Below are 17,061 nucleotides of genomic sequence, written 5' to 3' on the forward strand. Positions count from 1 at the left end.
GTCAGTCTTCAGGCGGAAGCGACAAACGGCTCGGTACAAGAACCACGCTGATGGAGTCCGAGCACTATGGAAGTCGAATTTCCATGTACTTAACGCTCTTCGCGAGGGCGACTATGACGGGTTGGGGCCTCTTCGCAGCCAACTCATACGGGTCCAGGCTTGGCTTCTGAACCAACCTTCGGCGACATCGGAGCGGCTGTGCCGCGCCGATCCGACCGGAGTCGACCCTTGCCTATCCGACGATGCATGACGGTCGTTACTTCACAGCACGCCTTGGACCGCAGCGTTGCCGTAGTCACCCAGTGCTCGCCGACACGACCCGGCCCCTGAGTGACCGACTCCTCGACGCGTTCGACGAGTGGACCGGTCGCTATATCGGCGCGATGAGCCGCGAAGCGACCACCGTCGCGAGGAATACGCCGACCTGCTCGTACCCGCCATCGCCGAGTTCACCGGTGCTACTTGACGCCGCCCTACCCGAGTCACCGAACACGGCGCGCCGATCGGCGGGCGATCACGCAGACCTTGATCAGCACGTCCTCCTGAATGAAACACAGGTCTCGACCCGCGCAGCCTTCCTGGAGCGCCTGGTTATCACCGTCGACCTGATCATCGACTGACCGCACCCGCCAGCAGTCGGCAGCCAGCGCAACGTCAACACGAATGGCCCCAACGCACTCAATTGCCGCATATCGTCCGAACGGGGCGCGAGATCGACTGCCGCGCTGAACATCCTGTACCAGCTCCCATGACCGTGCCGGACGAGCGAAAAGAGGACTCGCCCGCGCACGGCTCAGGCCCGCGCGTATGGGCTGGGGCACCACACACCGCCCGCCGCGAAACAACAACTGTCATCACATGGTTCGGAGGGTCGCGGGGCGGGCGGCCCGGCCCCGGGCCCCGCGACTCCGATGGGACGGCCCGACCAACCCGACCGGACCGCCCCCGTAACGCACAACGCGGCTACCGGCGGCTGGGTGCCGACGGTAGCCGGGCGGGCGTTTATGCGCGGGTCATCGCTTGATCAGCGCGCCCAAGGCGGTGATCGAGCCCCGGCGTTCGTAGGCGATCCAGGCGAAGATCGCGGTGAGCACCAGCGGGAACGGGGCCAATTCCGGCGTGCCGGCCAGGAACGCGTTGAAGCCGGCGGCGAGGAAGGTGACGATCGCCAGACCGATCGCGGCAGCCGCGGTCAGCCGGGGCACCATGAGCCCGATCCCGCCCGCGACCTCGGCGAGACCGATGAACACCAGCAGCGCCAACGGAATCGAGAAAGCGGTGGCGTTGTTTTCCATCAGAGTCTGCGGGATCACGAGCTTCGGGCCGCCGGAGGCGATCATGAAGAACAGACCGAGCACGACCTGCAGAGTCCACAGAACGCGGTTGCGGATCTTGCCGGGGCGGACGGCGGCCGTGGTCCGGGTGGCGGTGATGGCGGTCATTTCTTGTTCCTTCTGGGTCGGTCGCGCCGGGTTGGTAGCGCGTTCAGCAGTACGGACGGGGGCGGTCCGGAAAACTCATCGCGGCGGTCGAAAGAATCTTCACCGCGCCGTCGGGACCGGATGTGCGCTGTGTTTCCGGCCAGAGCTGCCCCTCGGATTCGAACGATCCCGATCAGGACGCACCAAATGCCGCATACCGGTAGCCCTGAACCGCAGCATTCGCCTCGACGGCGCGGACCCGGCTGGTTGAAGGTTGACCGAAAGATAGTGGCACGGCAGGAAGGCCTCCATCGGTGATGAGGTTCCCGCATAAAGAGGCCAGGTCAGTCAAGATCGCGCATACCACTTTCTCTGCCGCTGTGAAAGTGTCACAATTAACCAGAGCTGGCGCACGCGAGGACTCGATCACTGGAATCTGAATCGAGGCTCATTGTGGCGCATACTCCAAGTTTCGACGGCGGGCAGCGACTGGCCGGTCTCGACATCTCGGCCACCCAGACGAATCACGTCACCCACCAAGCTCAAGGGCTACCTCTCCCGTCCCTGAGGCAATCACCCGTCGATCATCGGCTGGGGCCGTATATCGCGGTGTCGAAAGTCAGCCCCGGCGGCAGACTGGCCATTGCGGGCCCAGTTCGCCATCTGGAATGGACACCAGGGCAGCGGCTTTCGACAACGCTGAATGATGATTACATCGAGATTCGAACAGCAAGCGATGAGGAAGTCGCCCTTCGAGTAGATCGAAGCCTCCACCTCTACCTGCCGGCGTCCCTGCGACACGCGGCGGGTATTCGGTCAGGCGACACAGTGCTCGCGGCCGTGCTCGGCCCTGGCCGCCTCAGGATTTACCCATCGATGAAGCTTCAAGCCTTGCTAGTTTTAGGCGCAGAGCACAATCAAGCGCAGCGATGAAGGAAACCGATGTCGAGGCCGCTCGAATCGTGCTGCAACACCTCGGCGTTCGTCCCGAGGACCTCGTGAACGGCGGCGCAACCTCGACAACCATACCCACCTTCGGCGACTACATCCCGCGACTCCGCACCGCGGTACCAGCCGGAACATCGCGGGCCTACGCGAGTTACTGGACGCGCATCGAAATCCTCTGGTCCGACCGCCGGCTCGACGAACCGACCGCCTCCGAACTCAAACAGTTGGTCGAGACCGCCAGAACTCAGGCGATCGTGCGACGCAATTCCCGGGGCGGCCGCTCCGCTGCCGAGCACATGGTCGCCGCCATCCGCTGCCTCTACCGCCACGCCCACGACGATGGCTATCTCGCTTCAACTGACAGCCCAGCAACAACATTGGCCAAACCGCGACGGGCACCGAGCCCGCGCGGCGCCCTCACCGACCAACAACTCTCACAAATCATCCGGATCGCTGAAACCACCGGCAATGACCCAGAACTCGACGCCCTCATCCTGCGCCTGCACATCGAAACAGCCTGTCGCCGCGGAGGCGCACTCGCTTTGCGCCACAGAGACATCGACCCCGACCACTGTCTGCTCTGGCTACGCGAAAAAGACCAATCCGACCGCTGGCAACCCATCTCCCCCACCCTCACCAACGCATTACTGGCCCACTCCACCCGTGGCACTGATCCCGAAGACCAACTATTGCGCTACCGCACCGGCAAACCAATCACCGGAAGACGATACGACCACCTCTGGAACCGCATCGGACGACACCTACCCTGGGTACGCACGCAACAAATCACCGCCCACTGGCTCCGCCACACCACACTCACCTGGGTCGAACGCAACTTCGGCTACGCCATCGCCCGCGCATACGCCGGCCATTTCGGAGAAGCGGGGAACGCCGGCACAACAATCACCTACATTCGCGCCACACTTGCCGAAACAGCCATGGCCTTATCTACGTTGACCGGCGAACCGCACCCCCTTGTCTCGGACGGACAGATGTCCGAAAGTTGAGGGTTGCTCAAGCGTGGTTAAGTCTTAGCGGATTACGCCAGAGCCGTGAGTCCCCCATCTACGCGAGCATCGACTACCGGACATGAGCTGGGTTCGAGCACCACCGGTCAACACAGTTGAACTGATGGGTTCGGACGGATTCGACCGGGCCATGGCGCTATACAGACGACTGATCCAGGACTACTGCCGCGCCTCCTGTGGCTTCGTCGAAGCTTTCGTGACTCTGCGGACATTTCTCCCGCAGACATGTAGACGCAAGGCTTCGCTTGTGATCGATCATGCGGACAGCACGGTTGTCCGCATGGCGGCGTCCAGATCCCGTTGACCGCAGAGCCTATGCGCTGGAACCTGAATTGTGTTGTGCAGCAACGCACAACGCGATGGGCGGAAGGGAGGTTGACCGATGGCTCAATCGAAGCGCCCGTGGCGCCGGCCGCAGTGGCGGGCTCGGAACGTCCGGACTCACTGCTGATTCCGGCCAGTAGGCCGGTGCCCAGTCGGCGACGCGAATGGACACCGGCTTCGGCGGTCCACCATTTCCAATCTGTCAGTCGGACGAGAAGGCATGCGATGAATACGAGAAATGACGAAACGGTGGTTGTTGCGCTCTTGCCGCATGCGGTCGCCCGGGTGACGAATTCGAGCCTGACAATGCTGTTCGACCGCGCGAAGGGTGTGATGTACGAGCTGAACGAGACCGCGTCCGAGGTGGTGAAACTATTGGCGGAAAAGGCACTTCCACTGCCGAAGATCGTGGATCACCTGTGCGGGGAGTTCGACGGACCACGTGACGAGATCGAGGCGGATGTCATGAGCTTCGTCGAGGACTTCCGCGAGGCGGGCCTGCTCACAATCGGGCGGCCGTGATGCAGTACAACCAGATACTCGTCCGACCGGAAGACTTCCAACTGCCGGAGCATCCGATCCCGATCCTGGTGCAGCTGGGACTGACGTACCGCTGCAACCTCAAGTGCAGCCACTGCTACGCCCTATACCGACGGGACCGCGACGAATTCACGCTGCCGGAGGTCGAGGCCCTCGCGGACCAACTCTACCGCGCCGGTAGCGCCAGCCTGGTGTACTCCCACGGGGAGAACATGATTCGCCGCGACTTCCACGATGCAGCGGGACTGTTCCGGGACCGCGACTTCTACCAAACCCTCATGCTGAACGGCTTCTACATCCGCTCAGCCGTGGATGCCCGACGGCTGGTCGACGCGGGTATCAATCGGACGATGGTGTCCATCGACAGCATCGACCCTGAGACGCACGACAAGGTCCGCGGCAAGGCCGGCGCGTTCGACGTCGCAGTCAGCGCACTGCGGCGGCTGAAGGACCAGGGAATGACTACGGTCGGGTTCTCCACGACCATCGACACACACAACTACGACCAGGTCGAGCGAATCGTCGACTTCGCGTTGAGCATCGGTGTCGACGCGATCAGCTTCATGCAGAACCGGTACAACATCCACGGAGTCTTCGACCGCTCCGTCTGGCCGGTCTACCGCGAGACCTCGCGACGGTTGTATCAGCTGATCCTCGATCACCAAGGCGCTCTGGACATCTACACCCACGACCCGTTCATGCTGACCTTGCTCGACGATCGGCTGACCGACCGAAGCACCCGGGAGACATTCATCGGTTCGAACCTGTGCAACGTCGGCACGAGCATGGTGTCGATCGACCCGGTCGGCAACGTATCCGGTTGCAACTTCATCGAGGAGTCCATCGGCAACGTTCGGCAGGAGCCTTTCGCCGCCATCTGGGACAGCCTCGTCGCCCGCTACAGCGACCGTACCGACCCACCATCAGGGCCATGCGGTTCGTGCTCCGCCCTCGCCGGATGCATGGGCGGCTGCAAGGCGTTCCACTACAACGGCAAGTACGACGAGCGGTGCGGTGCGCAACGGTTCACCGACTCGGACCCTCATCACCTCGGTACCGAACACCGGACGATCCCCGCCGTCGAACCCAACCGTGAGCCAGGCGTTTTCGTAGGCCTTCCCCGGCTGCGAGCGGAGGTTCGACCGTGAAGGTGCTCTTCGTGAACCCCCATTACACCCACGACCCGCAGACCCTGCTGCTGCATCCTCCACTCGGCTACGCCTACATGTCCCGCGCGTTGAAGCGCGCCGGCCACGAGGTGGTCCACCTGGATCTGCCGTTCGAGGGCAACAGCCCCGCCGCGCTGATTCCGCGTCTGGACGAGCTGCGGCCGGATCTTGTGGGTGTCACCTCGGTAGCCCAGAGCTATTTCCACGCTCTGGAAATCGCCCGCACGGTACGTGCCTGGAATCCCACCACCCCGGTGGTATTCGGCGGGCCCCACGTGTCTTTCATCTCCAGCGAGTGCCTGACCCGGCACGACTGCGTCGACTACGTGCTCCTGTTCGACGCCGAGGACAGTATCGTCGGTCTCGCCGCCGCGGTCGAGGCGGGAGCGGACACCGCGGGGTTGGCGAAAGTGCCCGGTCTGGCGTTTCGTGACGGGACCCGTGTCCGAGTGACGCCACCCGAACCTCCAGAGATGGAACTGGACCGGTACGGACTTCCGGACCGGGACATCTTCGACATGCGCAACTACCTCGATTACGACTACGAGACGGTGGTGATGACCGCCCGTGGTTGCCCCAGCCGGTGCACCTTCTGCTCGACGACGATCGCGGGACGTGCGGCGAGATGGAACAGTCCGGCTCACGTCGTCGACGAGATGGAAATTGTTGCCAGGATGGGGTTTTCGTCAATCTTCTTCGGAGACGACACCTTCTCCGGCGATCCGCGCCGCGCGGTGGCGATCTGCGAGGAGATTCAACGCCGGGGGGTGTCGATTCCGTGGACCAGCAACATGCGAGCCCAGGACGCCCGCCCCCAGGTCATCGACGCGATGCGCAAGGCCGGCGCGTACCGGGTCTTCGTCGGCTTCGAGTCGATTCAGGAGCAGACGCTGCGGCTGGTGAAGAAGGGTACGTCGCCGGCCCGGTTGTACAAGACCGCCGCCCGGATCATGGATTCCGGCCTCGAGCTGCATGCGTCGTTCATAGTGGGCGCTCCAGGCGACACTCCTGAGACCCTCTCGGCCACTATGGATTTCGTCCGCCTGGTCAACCCAACCGTCGCGACCTTCAACGTCATGGAACCACGGCCCGGCACCGACGTATTCAGCAACCCGAGCAAGTACGGGATCACGATCCCGGACCGCTACTGGTACGAGACGACCAGCTGGCTCGACATGCCGGTCTGCCACAACGACGAGATGTCGGCACGCGACATCCGCGACTGGGTGTCGCGCTGCTACGACGAGTTCTGCAGCCCCGACTTCCGCTCTACCTCTCACCTGCGCCGACTGACACCGGTGAAGGAACAGTGGGACGACGCCGCCGAGCAGGTCCAACGTCACCTTCCGCTGATCAGGACCGCGTCATGACCCTACGAATCGGACTTGTCGGGGCCGGGCTCGCCGCGCATTCCCACGCCCTCGACATCGTCACCAACCCCGAGATGGAGCTGGTCGGCGTCACGTCGGGCGGAACCAAGTCAGCGGAGGCCTTGGCCGACACCTTCGGCAGCACCGTGTACGCCGACCTCGCCACCTTGCTCGCCGTCGCGCGTCTCGACGCACTGGTCGTGGCGGTGCCGCACCGACTGACCCTCGACATCGCCGAGCAGGTGCCGCCACAGCTGGCGTGCCTGACCGAGAAGCCGATCGCGACCACCAGAGCGGACATCCGCCGGCTTGCCGCGCTGGAGAAGTCACGGTCGAGGATGTTGGCCCCCTTCAACCGCCGATACCAGCCCCATGCCAGGTGGCTGGCCGATGCCCTGTCACACGAGGCGATCGGCACACTCGACCGCGTCGACGCCATCTGGTCCGGCCCCTTCGGAGCCCGGTACGCGGAATCAGCCCAGACCTTCCGGTCCACGGCCAGCCGACGTGAGGGTGTCCTGGTCGATAACGCCAGCCACGCACTGGATCTCGTCGCGATGGTGGTTCCCCGTTCGGTCTCGGCCGGTCTCGACCACCCCACCCAGATGAAGTCCATTATCGAATTCAATCCGCGTGGCGCCGAAGTAAAGGCTGATCTGGCCTTCCGAGTCGGTCAAGTGGCCGTTGATCTGAAAGTCTCGGATCAAGCCGACCACCCCGATTGCGGTTCGTGGCGAGTCGAATTCCACGGCGACCGTGGCACAGCATCCATCGACGAGACGAGCGCGATCCTCCAACCACTGAACGGCGAGCCGATATCCGAGCTCGCGGGTGAGATGGCCCGTCCCGTCGCTGACCTGATTCGGCTGGTCGAAGGCCGACCGCCTTGGGGAGCCTCGCTTACTTCCGCCGTTGCGGTGAGCAAGGTGGTCGTCGCGGCCCACGACGCCGCAACACCTCCCTGGAAGCGGCCCCGCGGCAAGGCGCTCGGCCGACTCAACGGATCTTGCTGATTGGAAAGGGAGATTTACGATGATTTTCGCCAATCCCGAGCTCCGCAACCTACCGCCAGGTGCTGGTCAATGGTCGATCGAGCACACGCTCCGGCTCGGCGGAGAATTCGCCGCGGTGCGGATCCTCAACTTCCTGCCTAGCGAGCACGCACGGTCATTGGCAGACCACCTGACCGCCGACATCGTGTACGAGCGCGATGAGATCGGCGACACCAAACGCGCCAACCGCGCTTCGCGGTCCGGGGAGATGCCCAACAGCCCGCTCGTCACGACATCTCCGGCATCGCCTCCCGCCCTCGCCGGACTGAACTTTCTGACCAGCCCCGACTGGCTCGAACGATTGAGCAGGTGGTTCGGCGAGCCGATACAGGTACTGCGCCCACCGACGCCATACCGGCTCGACGCAGGAGACTATGTCGATCCTCACGATGACTGCCCGGCACCGGAATACACACTGTCGGTGAGCCTGAACCTCACCAACGGCTGGCGTCCGTCCGACGGCGGCGAGACCCTCGTCGGCCTGGTCGACCGTGTCGAGGAATACGACCATCCCGAGTGGTTCATGCCGCTGAACCGGTGGCATATCAGTGACGAGCGGCACGTGGTAGCGCCGACATTCAACTCCGCACTGCTGCTGCCGCTTTCGCCGCGCCGCGCCCACGCGGTGCGAACCGTCACCCACAGGCCCCGGTACTCGATCACCACCCTCTACGGTTCGGTGGCCAGCCGATGATCACCGACCTGCTGACCGAGACTGAGCGCGAGCAGTGGAACAGTCAGGGCTACTTGCACATTCGCCAAGCGCTCAGCTCCGCAGAGGTGATCGGGCTGCGGTCGGCGTTGACCGACGTGCGGTCACAGTTTTCCAGCGGGAAGGTCTCCAACTGGAGCGACGTCTTCGACGCCGGTAACGACCGGGACCTCAGCATCGCCAACAGCTTGAAATGGTGCGCCGACCTGGATCCTCTGGTCGACCATCCAGGGGTGTTCGGGAAGATCCTCGGCCTCATGGGCCCGTATCTACAGCTGCTGGGATCGGAGATCTTCTTCCGCTACCCCCACGGCGACCCGTTGGTGGCGTTCCACACCGACCAGGGGCCATCGCTGCGGCATGCGATGCCTGTCGACCGCGAGATCCAAATCAAAGCCCAGTTCTTCCTCACCGACCTCCATGAGCCGGACTCCGGCAACTTCGCGGTCGTTCCGGGGTCGCAAGATCGTCGATTTCCCGGAAAGATCGAATACCGCGACGTGCGGGACAGCGTGCAGATCATCGCTGCTGCGGGTGACGTCGTGCTGTTCCCGCTGTCACTCGGCCACGGCGTCGCCCCCAACATCACCAGCGACACACGCATCAGCGTGGTGCTGCGCTATGGCCAACTCTTCTGCCGCCCGGTCGACTACTGGACTTCGCCGGACTCCATAATCCTCGACCGCCAAACGCCGCGCCGCCGACGACTACTCGGCGACCTCGGGGCCCGCAGCCGGCCAGGCGACGTCTACGGCGTGGTCCCGGATCAGCTCGACTTGGTCTACGGCAACGAATGGAGGCACAGCGACGAAGCACGTGCCGAATTCGAGGCCGCGCGGCGAGCTCAACGCGCCTATGAGGTCTTCTGAGCCCTATAGCGCCACGGCAACACCGAAAGCCACGGCGGAGCCTATGGCCTTTAGCATGGTCCTGTCGTCATCGGCGGCCTCTGCCGCTTCTCATCCGATACCTACCGTGAAGGAATCCCCTCGTGAAGGCCGACAACAGCCCCGCCCGCGGAATGCGTGACCTGCTCCCCCAAGAGGTCGCGACCCGGGACCATGTGCTGTCGGCGATCACCGAGATCTACCGGAACTTCGGGTACCGCCGAATCGAGACTCCAGCGCTAGAGGACATCACCCGTCTGCAGGGTGGACAAGGCGGGGAGAACGAGAAACTCATCTACCAAGTCCTGCGGCGCGGCCTGCCATTGGAAGTCGGCGCCGGTCCAGTTGCCGATTTGGTGGACCTCGGCCTCCGGTTCGACCTCACTGTGCCGCTGACCCGCTTCTACGGCAACAATCACGCCCAGCTGCCGACACCGTTCCGCTCCCTGCAGGTCGGACCCGTATGGCGCGCCGAGCGCCCCCAGAAGGGCCGTTACCGGCAGTTCTATCAGTGCGACATCGACATGATCGGCGAGCCAACAGTTTTGGCCGAGGCTGAGCTGATCGAAGCCACCACCGCGGCGCTGAATGCCGTCGGGCTCGACAACATGACCGTCCGACTGTCGGACCGCCGGTTCCTGTCCGCGCTGGCTGACGATGCGAAGCTCCCCGAAGCCAGCCGGGACCGGTTCTTCATCACCCTGGACAAACTGGACAAGATCGGATGGGAGGGTGTCCGCGGGGAACTCGCGGAGCTCGGGTTGCCGCAGCTCGCGATTTCCCGGGCGCTGGACGTGATCGACCGTCTACAGGACGTCGAGGCCGGGAAACTCGTCGACACCCTCGCCGACGCGCTTCCGGGCCTCGCTGAACATGTCCTCGAGGACATGGCGGCGACGGCCGGCAGTCTGGACAGCCTGTCGCTCGTGCGATCGGTCGAATGGCGATTCGACCCGACCCTCGTCCGTGGCATGGGGTACTACACCGGCCAGATCTTCGAGATTTCCCACGCCGGCATGTCGAGTTCCGTGGCCGGCGGCGGCCGATACGACAAGCTGATCGGCCGGACACTCGGCAAGGATGTTCCCGCGTGTGGCTTCTCAATCGGTTTTGAACGCATCATCGGTCTCGTCGGAAGCCGTGATTCCCGTGACGCACTCGCTGTCCTCTACGACGCCGACGTATCGGTCGCTGACGCCTTGGCCGTGGCTCGCGACATTCGTTCCGCCGGAAGGCGCGTCGAAGTCATTCCTCGCAGCGGAAAACTCGGTGCTCAACTGAAGCGCCTAGAGAGCGCCGACTTCGGTTCGTTCGTCGGCGTCCGGAAGGAATCAGGAGCCACCGTGCGCGACGACGAACGGGCCCTGCGAGGTCCAACAGGCGAATAGAGCCGAGCGCCGATCACTTACCGCAATAGGCGATGAACTGACATGCCCGATCCGCGCCGGCCAAGGACAACAGGCGGCTCCGAGGGCGGATGAACGGTGTCAGACCCACCTGTGCGAGCGCGCCGCACCGGGAAACCAGCCACAGCCAGTCGATCGACAGGAACTCCGAGAGCGTGCGCAAACGCTGTCGGGGGTCCAGAGCGCGGAGGATGCTGTGATGGCTGGAATCCCTTATTACTGAACTGAATTCGCCGACTGCCCCACCTTCCCGCATGATGTCGACATGCCAGAGCTCGTCGCCACGGACCCAGTTCGCGACAATCGCGTGATCGTCTCGGTCGAGCACGAAGCCGGGAACGACCGCGAACTCGGCGTCGGTGGTGACTTCGACGCGGATGCCGAACGACTCCATCAACGCGACGGTCAGCAGCAGCAGGACGCGGTCCGGCATCGAGTCCGTGATCGGGGTGGGCAGACAGAAGGTTCGTGACGGCGCGGCCGCTCCTGTTACCAACACCGATGTCCGCTGCAGGTAGGCGAACTTGTGGGCGAACAGTAGCCAGCCACTGGTTTCCTCGCCGCTTCGCTCGGCAGTCCAATACTGCGGCGTGCTCGAGAGGACGCCCGCGTTGCGCAGAATATGGCTCGCGCAGAAGCTGGAGCCCAACCACATCTGCGAGACCGCCGACAGCTCCGAGCCTGCGTCTCGGACCGCGACTGTGCCCGACCGAGTGCCCACGGTGTCGGCGAGCACACTGTCGTCCTCGAGCAGCGCATCGTCGAGATTTGTGATCGCCCACAATAATCCGAGTGTCAGATCGTCGAGTTCGTATGCGATGGGCACGCGAACAGGGTCCGCCTGCGCGAACGGAGGCAGCCGGCGCCGAGTCGTGTCCACGCCGAAGAATCGCGGTCGATCCGGGCCATGCACAGCTGTGACGATCAGTCGGCGTGCCAGCCGCCCTACCGACTGCGGCCGTGTGCCAATGATCTCGGTCGCAACTACCTGACCGTCGACCAGTTGAGCCGGAAGAACGACCGCCGGGGTCATCGCGCCGTCGAAGTATCGGCCCGCGGGCGTCTCGATGACGATTTCCTGGCTCGCACGCGATACTTCACGCGCCCATCGCACGGCCGTCAGCGATGCCTTCGCCATTGTCTCCGGCGCTCTCAACAACTCGGCCAAACGAACCAGATCTCCGTGCGCGCAGAGAATCACGTCAAGTCGCGCGACCAAGTCGAGCGCCGGACTCCGTTCGGCCTTCTCAATCTTGCCGATGAGGTCACCGCTGACGTGAACAGCCCTGCCCAACGCGGCCAGCGACAGGCCACGATCGTTACGAGCGTCTCGCAACCGGGACCCGAACATCGCCGCTGGCGACGTCGTCGGATCGAGCTTCTTAGGAGCCTGCCCCACGGTTACGATTATCGACCACTCGCGCCACAGCGGCCAACGCGATCATCGGAAGCGAAGCAGCGGAACGTTGTACAGCTCGGGATCCGAAACCCGCTCCATGGCAGGCTGTTTCACCTCGATGACCAGCATCTCGGTCAGGAACAGGACACGGGCGCCGAGCAAATGGCTGGTGTAACCGACCGCCGCCTGCTCCTTCAGACCAACAGCGACATGAATATGCGGCTTGACCACCCCCGCGTCGGGATCCCAGGCCAGCGTGCCGCCACCGAATGCCTCGACATTGCGCAGATGGACCTTCGTCCATACGGGCGCCAGTGGGTCGTCGAGACGGTCACACGCCCCGACCAAATCAACCTCGGCGAATCCGGCGATGAACGAAGGAATGTACCCGGCGCGTACGTCGTTTTCTCGGCAGAAGTCAGCGAGGGCCCCGAAGAAGTCATCTCCGTGGTCGAAGGCGACTCCGAAAGTCCGGCCGAGTTGAAGTTGTTGTGCCCGCATCAGCTTCCCTCCTCGGACGTCACAGGCCATGGCCACATCTCGGCGTCCTCGTAACCGCCCGCGACCGCGAACGCCCGACGGATCGCCTCCATGTCGTGTCCGCCGGCCACCAGTGTGGCCAACAAGATCCGGGCTTTGAGTGGGTCAAGGAAGCCAGCGGGAATCAAGCCGCGGCTGATCAGATCGCGTTCGGAGCCCTGGAAGCCGTAGGTGGATCGCAGGACCGGACCGCTCCCGGTCCGTGACGTCAGGACCACAGGTATCCGGGCGGCCAAGCCGTCAAGTGCCGCAGCAATGTTCATCGGAACATGCCCTACACCCATTCCCGCCACGATCAGCCCGGCGGCGCCTTCGGACACTGCGCGCAGGCTGACATCGTCGTCGCCGAGGGTGGCTGTGTACAGCGGGATCCGAAGACCGTCCGCGAGCTTGGTCGGCACGACCAAGCGCCGCCCAGCGGAGTTGACCACTCGGGGCTGCCCTTCGACCACGTATCCCACTGGGCCACTGTGGATCGATACGAACGTCGATGTTGCGGTGGAATGTGTTTTACGCACCTGGCGGGCCGAATGGATCGTGTCATCCATGGCGACCAAACAGCCCAGACCGCGCACTGTTGGCGCGGCGGCGGTCTGGACCGCGGCCAGAAGGTTCGCTGGCCCGTCCGCGCCCGCCAACGTCGGGTTTCGCATGGCTCCGGTGACCACAACCGGCCGGTCACCGGCGTACAGCAGGTCCAGCAGGTAAGCCGTCTCCTCGATCGTGTCAGTGCCTTGGGTGACGACGAAACCCGACATCCACTCCGGTTGGGATGAGATCTCATCCGACAGTGCTTGGACATCGGTGAAACTCAACGACGCCCCGGGCAACTGCCGGAACTGGACCACATCGACCACGATTCCGGTGGCGTCGAGCCCCGGAACCGCCGCGACGAGATCCTCAGCCGTCAGCGACGGCGCTACGCCCCCGGCGTCTGTCGCGGTCATCGCGATCGTGCCGCCGAGAGCGAACACGGCAACGCGCTGGTTTGGAGTGGCTGTTGACACAAGCTCACGATATCGACTGGCAGGCAGGAAGACCGCAGGGATGCCGCCCGGTGCCCCGCCGAGGCCCGAATTCTGACAATGCGCATGTCAGGGCAGCAAGTCCGGGAAACGGAGTCCGAAACGATAGACCCGGACGAGCTTGGATTGACTCCAACAACTGGAGGTTGATGGTCGTCATCACAAATGGCCGAGTGTGCGGTCGGCGAGATGTCATCGGTCGAGGTCGGCGCCAAGCGCGACGCCGCTTCCACCCCGGTCGCGGACATCCGAGTCGTCGCCCCGGAGTACCAGCCGGCAGTCCGAAGGTTCAGGATGCGCCGTCCCAGCTAACATCAATTGCGTTGACATAGAACACGTCTCCTTGTGTCTATGTCGATCGCCGGCGCCACCCGACGAGACTTTCTCCCGAATCGCCGCACATCACCGGAAGTCTTGGTCGATCAAGCAGCCTTGCCCTCTTGCCGTGGCTAGAAACTGCTCCTATCCACCAAGCAAGTTTGCGCGCAGTTTCTGGAGACACGTGCACCGCATCGCTGTTCTGTACAAGTAGAACCCAGGTCAAGCGCCTGACGGCTTCGAGTTCAGCGAGACGGTGAGCCAGTCTGGGCGGGATGCGTACGGCTACGCTAGCCAGCCTTTCGAGGAGCTCAAGGCCGCGGCAATGTTGCAGCGACTGTTCTGGAAAACTACGCTCACCAGGTTGGCGAATGACGAAGCAGTTTCCTCTAGTTACAAGCGATGGGAAGACGCGGTGACCACAGATAAGCGCAAGGCGGTCGTTCTGCTCAGTGGTGGGCTCGATTCGACGACGGTCCTCGCGATAGCTCAGCAGCAGGGGTTCGAGACCTACGCACTTAGCTTCCGGTACGGGCAGCGGCACACCGAGGAACTCGAGGCCGCGAAGCTCGTTGCCGCGAAACTGGGCGCTGCACAGCACGTGATAGCCGATATTAACCTGGCCATCTTCGGCGGCTCTGCGTTGACTGACCGTGCCCTTGACGTACCGCACTACGACCACGTCGACGACATGGGCTCTGGCATCCCGATTACCTATGTGCCAGCGCGCAATACGGTCTTTCTCTCATTTGCCCTCGCCTGGGCCGAGACCCTGGGATCCTCTGACGTTTTCATCGGTGTGAACGCACTCGACTACAGCGGCTACCCCGACTGTCGGCCCGAGTACATCGAGGCCTACGAGCGCATGGCCAACCTGGCCACAAAGGCGGGCGTTGAGGGCACGCAACGGCTCAAGATCCACACACCGCTGATCGACCTGACGAAAGCTCAGACGATCGAGCGAGGGCTTGAACTGGGCGTGGACTACGCCTGGACTCACAGTTGCTACGACCCGGTCGATGGGCGCGCCTGCGAGACCTGCGACTCGTGCCTGCTGCGGGGCCGTGGCTTCGCTGAACTCGGCATGGTTGATCCCTCCTTCACTTCTCACAAGGCCTGATCCCGCATATGTATCGGGTGAAGGAGATTTTCTACACGCTTCAAGGCGAAGGAAGCCACGCGGGGCGACCGTCCGTGTTTTGTCGATTCACGAGCTGCAATCTGTGGACTGGACTGGAGAAGGATCGCCATCGAGCGATCTGCCAATTCTGCGACACCGACTTCGTCGGCACGGATGGGCCTGGCGGAGGACGATTCCGGACTGCGCAAGACCTCGCGGCGGCAGTAGCGAAGACCTGGGAGGGGCGCCCCCATCCGCGCAGCCGCCCCTATGTCGTCTGCACCGGCGGCGAGCCCTTGCTGCAGTTGGACCAGGCGGCGGTGGACGCTCTCCACGCAGAGGGATTCCAAGTCGCGATCGAGACGAACGGCACTCGCAAAGCCCCTGCCGGAATCGACTGGGTGTGCGTGAGCCCCAAAGCGGGCGCCGAGGTCGTGTTGACCTCGGGCGACGACCTCAAGTTGGTCTACCCACAAAAGGATGCGCAGCCAGAACAGTTCGAACACCTCGACTTCACGCGCTTCCTGCTACAGCCGATGGATGGCCCAGACGTGCTGTCCAACACGCAGGCAGCGATTGGCTATTGCCTCGAACACCCGCAGTGGCAACTGAGCGTCCAGACGCACAAGACATTGGGGATCCGTTGATCGAGATTTTCCGCGAGTTCACGTTCGAAGCGGCACACCGGCTTCCGAACGTGCCCGAGGGCCACAAGTGCGCCCGCCTGCACGGTCACAGCTACCGCGTCCAGGTTCATCTCCAGGGGGACATCGACCCTGATTCGGGCTGGTTCATGGACTTCGGCGACCTCAAAGCCGCCTTCAAGCCGATCGAGGAACAACTCGATCACTACTACCTCAACGACATCGAGGGGCTGGAGAACCCCACCAGCGAGGTACTCGCGAGGTGGATCTGGACGCGCCTGGTCGACCAATTGCCTTTGGCCGCAATCCAAGTGCGCGAGACATGCACCTCTGGTTGCATCTACCGCGGGGAGGACTAATGCTCCAGGACGTACAGGCTGCTCCCGATGTGCGAGGCATCCCACTCGATGAAGTAGGTATCGAGGGCCTTCGATACCCGGTACTGATCTCGAACGGGCAGGGCGACAAGCGCGAGACCGTGGCCACCGCGAACATGTCGGTGAGCCTTGAATCCGGGGTCAAAGGCGCACATCTCAGCCGCTTCATCGAGGTGCTCCACAGTTGGCGTGAGCAACTGGGCTCGTCGAGCGCCATCGGAATCGCCGACGACCTTCGGCAACGCATGGGAAGCGCTCGTGCTCGTGTGCACATGGACTTTCCCTACTTCCTCGAGCGATCGGCTCCTGTTACCGGTGCGCCGGCTTTCGTCGAATACAACTGTGCCGTATCGGCGGTCAGCGAACCCGAAAGCACCAGCCTCACGATGCAGGTCGTGGTCCCGGTCACGAGCGTGTGTCCGTGCAGTAAGGCGATCAGCGATCGGGGCGCGCACAACCAGCGAGGCTGGATCACCATCGATGTCCGCCCAGCCCAGTATCCGACCGACCTGTGGTTCGATGAACTCATCGACATCGCCGAGGGCGCTGGCTCATCGCCGGTGTATGCGCTGCTGAAACGGCCTGACGAGCGCCACGTGACGATCGCAGGATATGACAACCCCGTCTTCGTCGAAGACATGGTCCGCAATGTTGCCCAGTCGCTCGCAAACTCGGATCGTATCGGGGACTACCGTGTGCGAGCTGTCAATGACGAGAGCATTCACAATCACGCCGCTTTCGCCGAACTTGCCTGGACCAGCCCCGCAGGCAGCCTCTAGAC

Annotated in this window: 17 protein-coding genes; 13 read left to right on the top strand and 4 right to left on the bottom strand. The window is 63.4% G+C overall.

The annotated features are described in order from the left end of the window. Positions 1-302 precede the first annotated feature (302 nt). Entirely contained in the window at positions 303-620 is a 318-nt protein-coding gene (locus ACPCUW_RS33420) for a hypothetical protein (protein ID WP_423429295.1), read from the top strand. Positions 621-1,013: 393 nt separating this feature from the next. Here ACPCUW_RS33420 and ACPCUW_RS33425 read toward each other — a convergent pair whose 3' ends face one another. After that, positions 1,014-1,442: a DoxX family protein gene (locus ACPCUW_RS33425; RefSeq protein WP_423429296.1), complete on the bottom strand. Its 429-nt coding sequence runs from the start codon at positions 1,440-1,442 to the stop codon at positions 1,014-1,016. 908 nt (positions 1,443-2,350) lie between these two features. On the opposite strand from ACPCUW_RS33425, the gene ACPCUW_RS33430 reads away from it, so the two are divergent. The 8 genes from ACPCUW_RS33430 to hisS all read left to right on the top strand — a co-directional run bounded on the left by ACPCUW_RS33430 (position 2,351) and on the right by hisS (position 10,839). Next, positions 2,351-3,376, top strand: a complete 1,026-nt coding sequence (locus ACPCUW_RS33430) for a tyrosine-type recombinase/integrase (protein ID WP_423429298.1) — start codon at positions 2,351-2,353, stop codon at positions 3,374-3,376. 396 nt (positions 3,377-3,772) lie between these two features. Next, a complete protein-coding gene (locus ACPCUW_RS33435; protein ID WP_423429300.1) occupies positions 3,773-4,243 on the top strand; it encodes a PqqD family protein in 471 nt (156 codons plus the stop codon). After that, positions 4,243-5,409 (top strand): radical SAM/SPASM domain-containing protein, encoded by a 1,167-nt coding sequence (locus tag ACPCUW_RS33440; RefSeq protein WP_423429301.1) that lies wholly within the window; start codon positions 4,243-4,245, stop codon positions 5,407-5,409. The genes ACPCUW_RS33435 and ACPCUW_RS33440 overlap by 1 nt, the downstream gene beginning before the upstream one ends. An 11-nt stretch (positions 5,410-5,420) precedes the next feature. Beyond that, positions 5,421-6,800 (top strand): B12-binding domain-containing radical SAM protein, encoded by a 1,380-nt coding sequence (locus ACPCUW_RS33445; protein WP_423429303.1) that lies wholly within the window; start codon positions 5,421-5,423, stop codon positions 6,798-6,800. Next, the gene (locus ACPCUW_RS33450) at positions 6,797-7,813 is read left to right on the top strand and encodes a Gfo/Idh/MocA family protein (protein WP_423429344.1); all 1,017 of its coding nucleotides are present in this window, start codon (positions 6,797-6,799) and stop codon (positions 7,811-7,813) included. The genes ACPCUW_RS33445 and ACPCUW_RS33450 overlap by 4 nt, the downstream gene beginning before the upstream one ends. A gap of 19 nt (positions 7,814-7,832) precedes the next feature. Then, positions 7,833-8,546: a 2OG-Fe(II) oxygenase gene (locus ACPCUW_RS33455; protein ID WP_423429305.1), complete on the top strand. Its 714-nt coding sequence runs from the start codon at positions 7,833-7,835 to the stop codon at positions 8,544-8,546. Continuing rightward, complete coding sequence (locus ACPCUW_RS33460; protein ID WP_423429307.1) at positions 8,543-9,433, top strand: phytanoyl-CoA dioxygenase family protein; 891 nt, start codon at positions 8,543-8,545, stop codon at positions 9,431-9,433. Before ACPCUW_RS33455 ends, ACPCUW_RS33460 begins: the two co-directional genes overlap by 4 nt. A 122-nt stretch (positions 9,434-9,555) precedes the next feature. Further along, entirely contained in the window at positions 9,556-10,839 is a 1,284-nt protein-coding gene (gene hisS, locus ACPCUW_RS33465; RefSeq protein ID WP_423429309.1) for a histidine--tRNA ligase, read from the top strand. A 13-nt stretch (positions 10,840-10,852) separates the two neighbouring features. Here hisS and ACPCUW_RS33470 read toward each other — a convergent pair whose 3' ends face one another. The 3 genes from ACPCUW_RS33470 to ACPCUW_RS33480 are packed head-to-tail and all read right to left on the bottom strand — an operon-like array spanning position 10,853 to position 13,803. Further along, complete coding sequence (locus tag ACPCUW_RS33470) at positions 10,853-12,256, bottom strand: helix-turn-helix domain-containing protein (RefSeq protein ID WP_423429310.1); 1,404 nt, start codon at positions 12,254-12,256, stop codon at positions 10,853-10,855. A gap of 42 nt (positions 12,257-12,298) precedes the next feature. Next, positions 12,299-12,757: a PPC domain-containing DNA-binding protein gene (locus ACPCUW_RS33475; RefSeq protein ID WP_423429311.1), complete on the bottom strand. Its 459-nt coding sequence runs from the start codon at positions 12,755-12,757 to the stop codon at positions 12,299-12,301. After that, complete coding sequence (locus tag ACPCUW_RS33480; RefSeq protein ID WP_423429312.1) at positions 12,757-13,803, bottom strand: asparaginase; 1,047 nt, start codon at positions 13,801-13,803, stop codon at positions 12,757-12,759. The genes ACPCUW_RS33475 and ACPCUW_RS33480 overlap by 1 nt, the downstream gene beginning before the upstream one ends. 700 nt (positions 13,804-14,503) lie before the next feature. Here ACPCUW_RS33480 and queC point away from each other — a divergent pair. Genes queC through folE2 form a run of 4 tightly spaced genes read left to right on the top strand, consistent with a single transcriptional unit; the run spans position 14,504 to position 17,059 of the window. After that, complete coding sequence (gene queC, locus ACPCUW_RS33485) at positions 14,504-15,259, top strand: 7-cyano-7-deazaguanine synthase QueC (RefSeq protein ID WP_423429314.1); 756 nt, start codon at positions 14,504-14,506, stop codon at positions 15,257-15,259. Between the two features lie 8 nt (positions 15,260-15,267). Then, a complete protein-coding gene (gene queE / locus ACPCUW_RS33490; protein WP_423429315.1) occupies positions 15,268-15,906 on the top strand; it encodes a 7-carboxy-7-deazaguanine synthase in 639 nt (212 codons plus the stop codon). After that, a complete protein-coding gene (queD, locus tag ACPCUW_RS33495; protein WP_423429345.1) occupies positions 15,906-16,262 on the top strand; it encodes a 6-carboxytetrahydropterin synthase QueD in 357 nt (118 codons plus the stop codon). The genes queE and queD overlap by 1 nt, the downstream gene beginning before the upstream one ends. Then, entirely contained in the window at positions 16,262-17,059 is a 798-nt protein-coding gene (gene folE2 / locus ACPCUW_RS33500; protein ID WP_423429317.1) for a GTP cyclohydrolase FolE2, read from the top strand. Before queD ends, folE2 begins: the two co-directional genes overlap by 1 nt. The last annotated feature ends 2 nt before the right edge of the window (positions 17,060-17,061 follow it).

The organism is Nocardia sp. AB354 (assembly GCF_049538315.1).
Classification (GTDB): Bacteria; Actinomycetota; Actinomycetes; order Mycobacteriales; family Mycobacteriaceae; genus Nocardia; species Nocardia nova.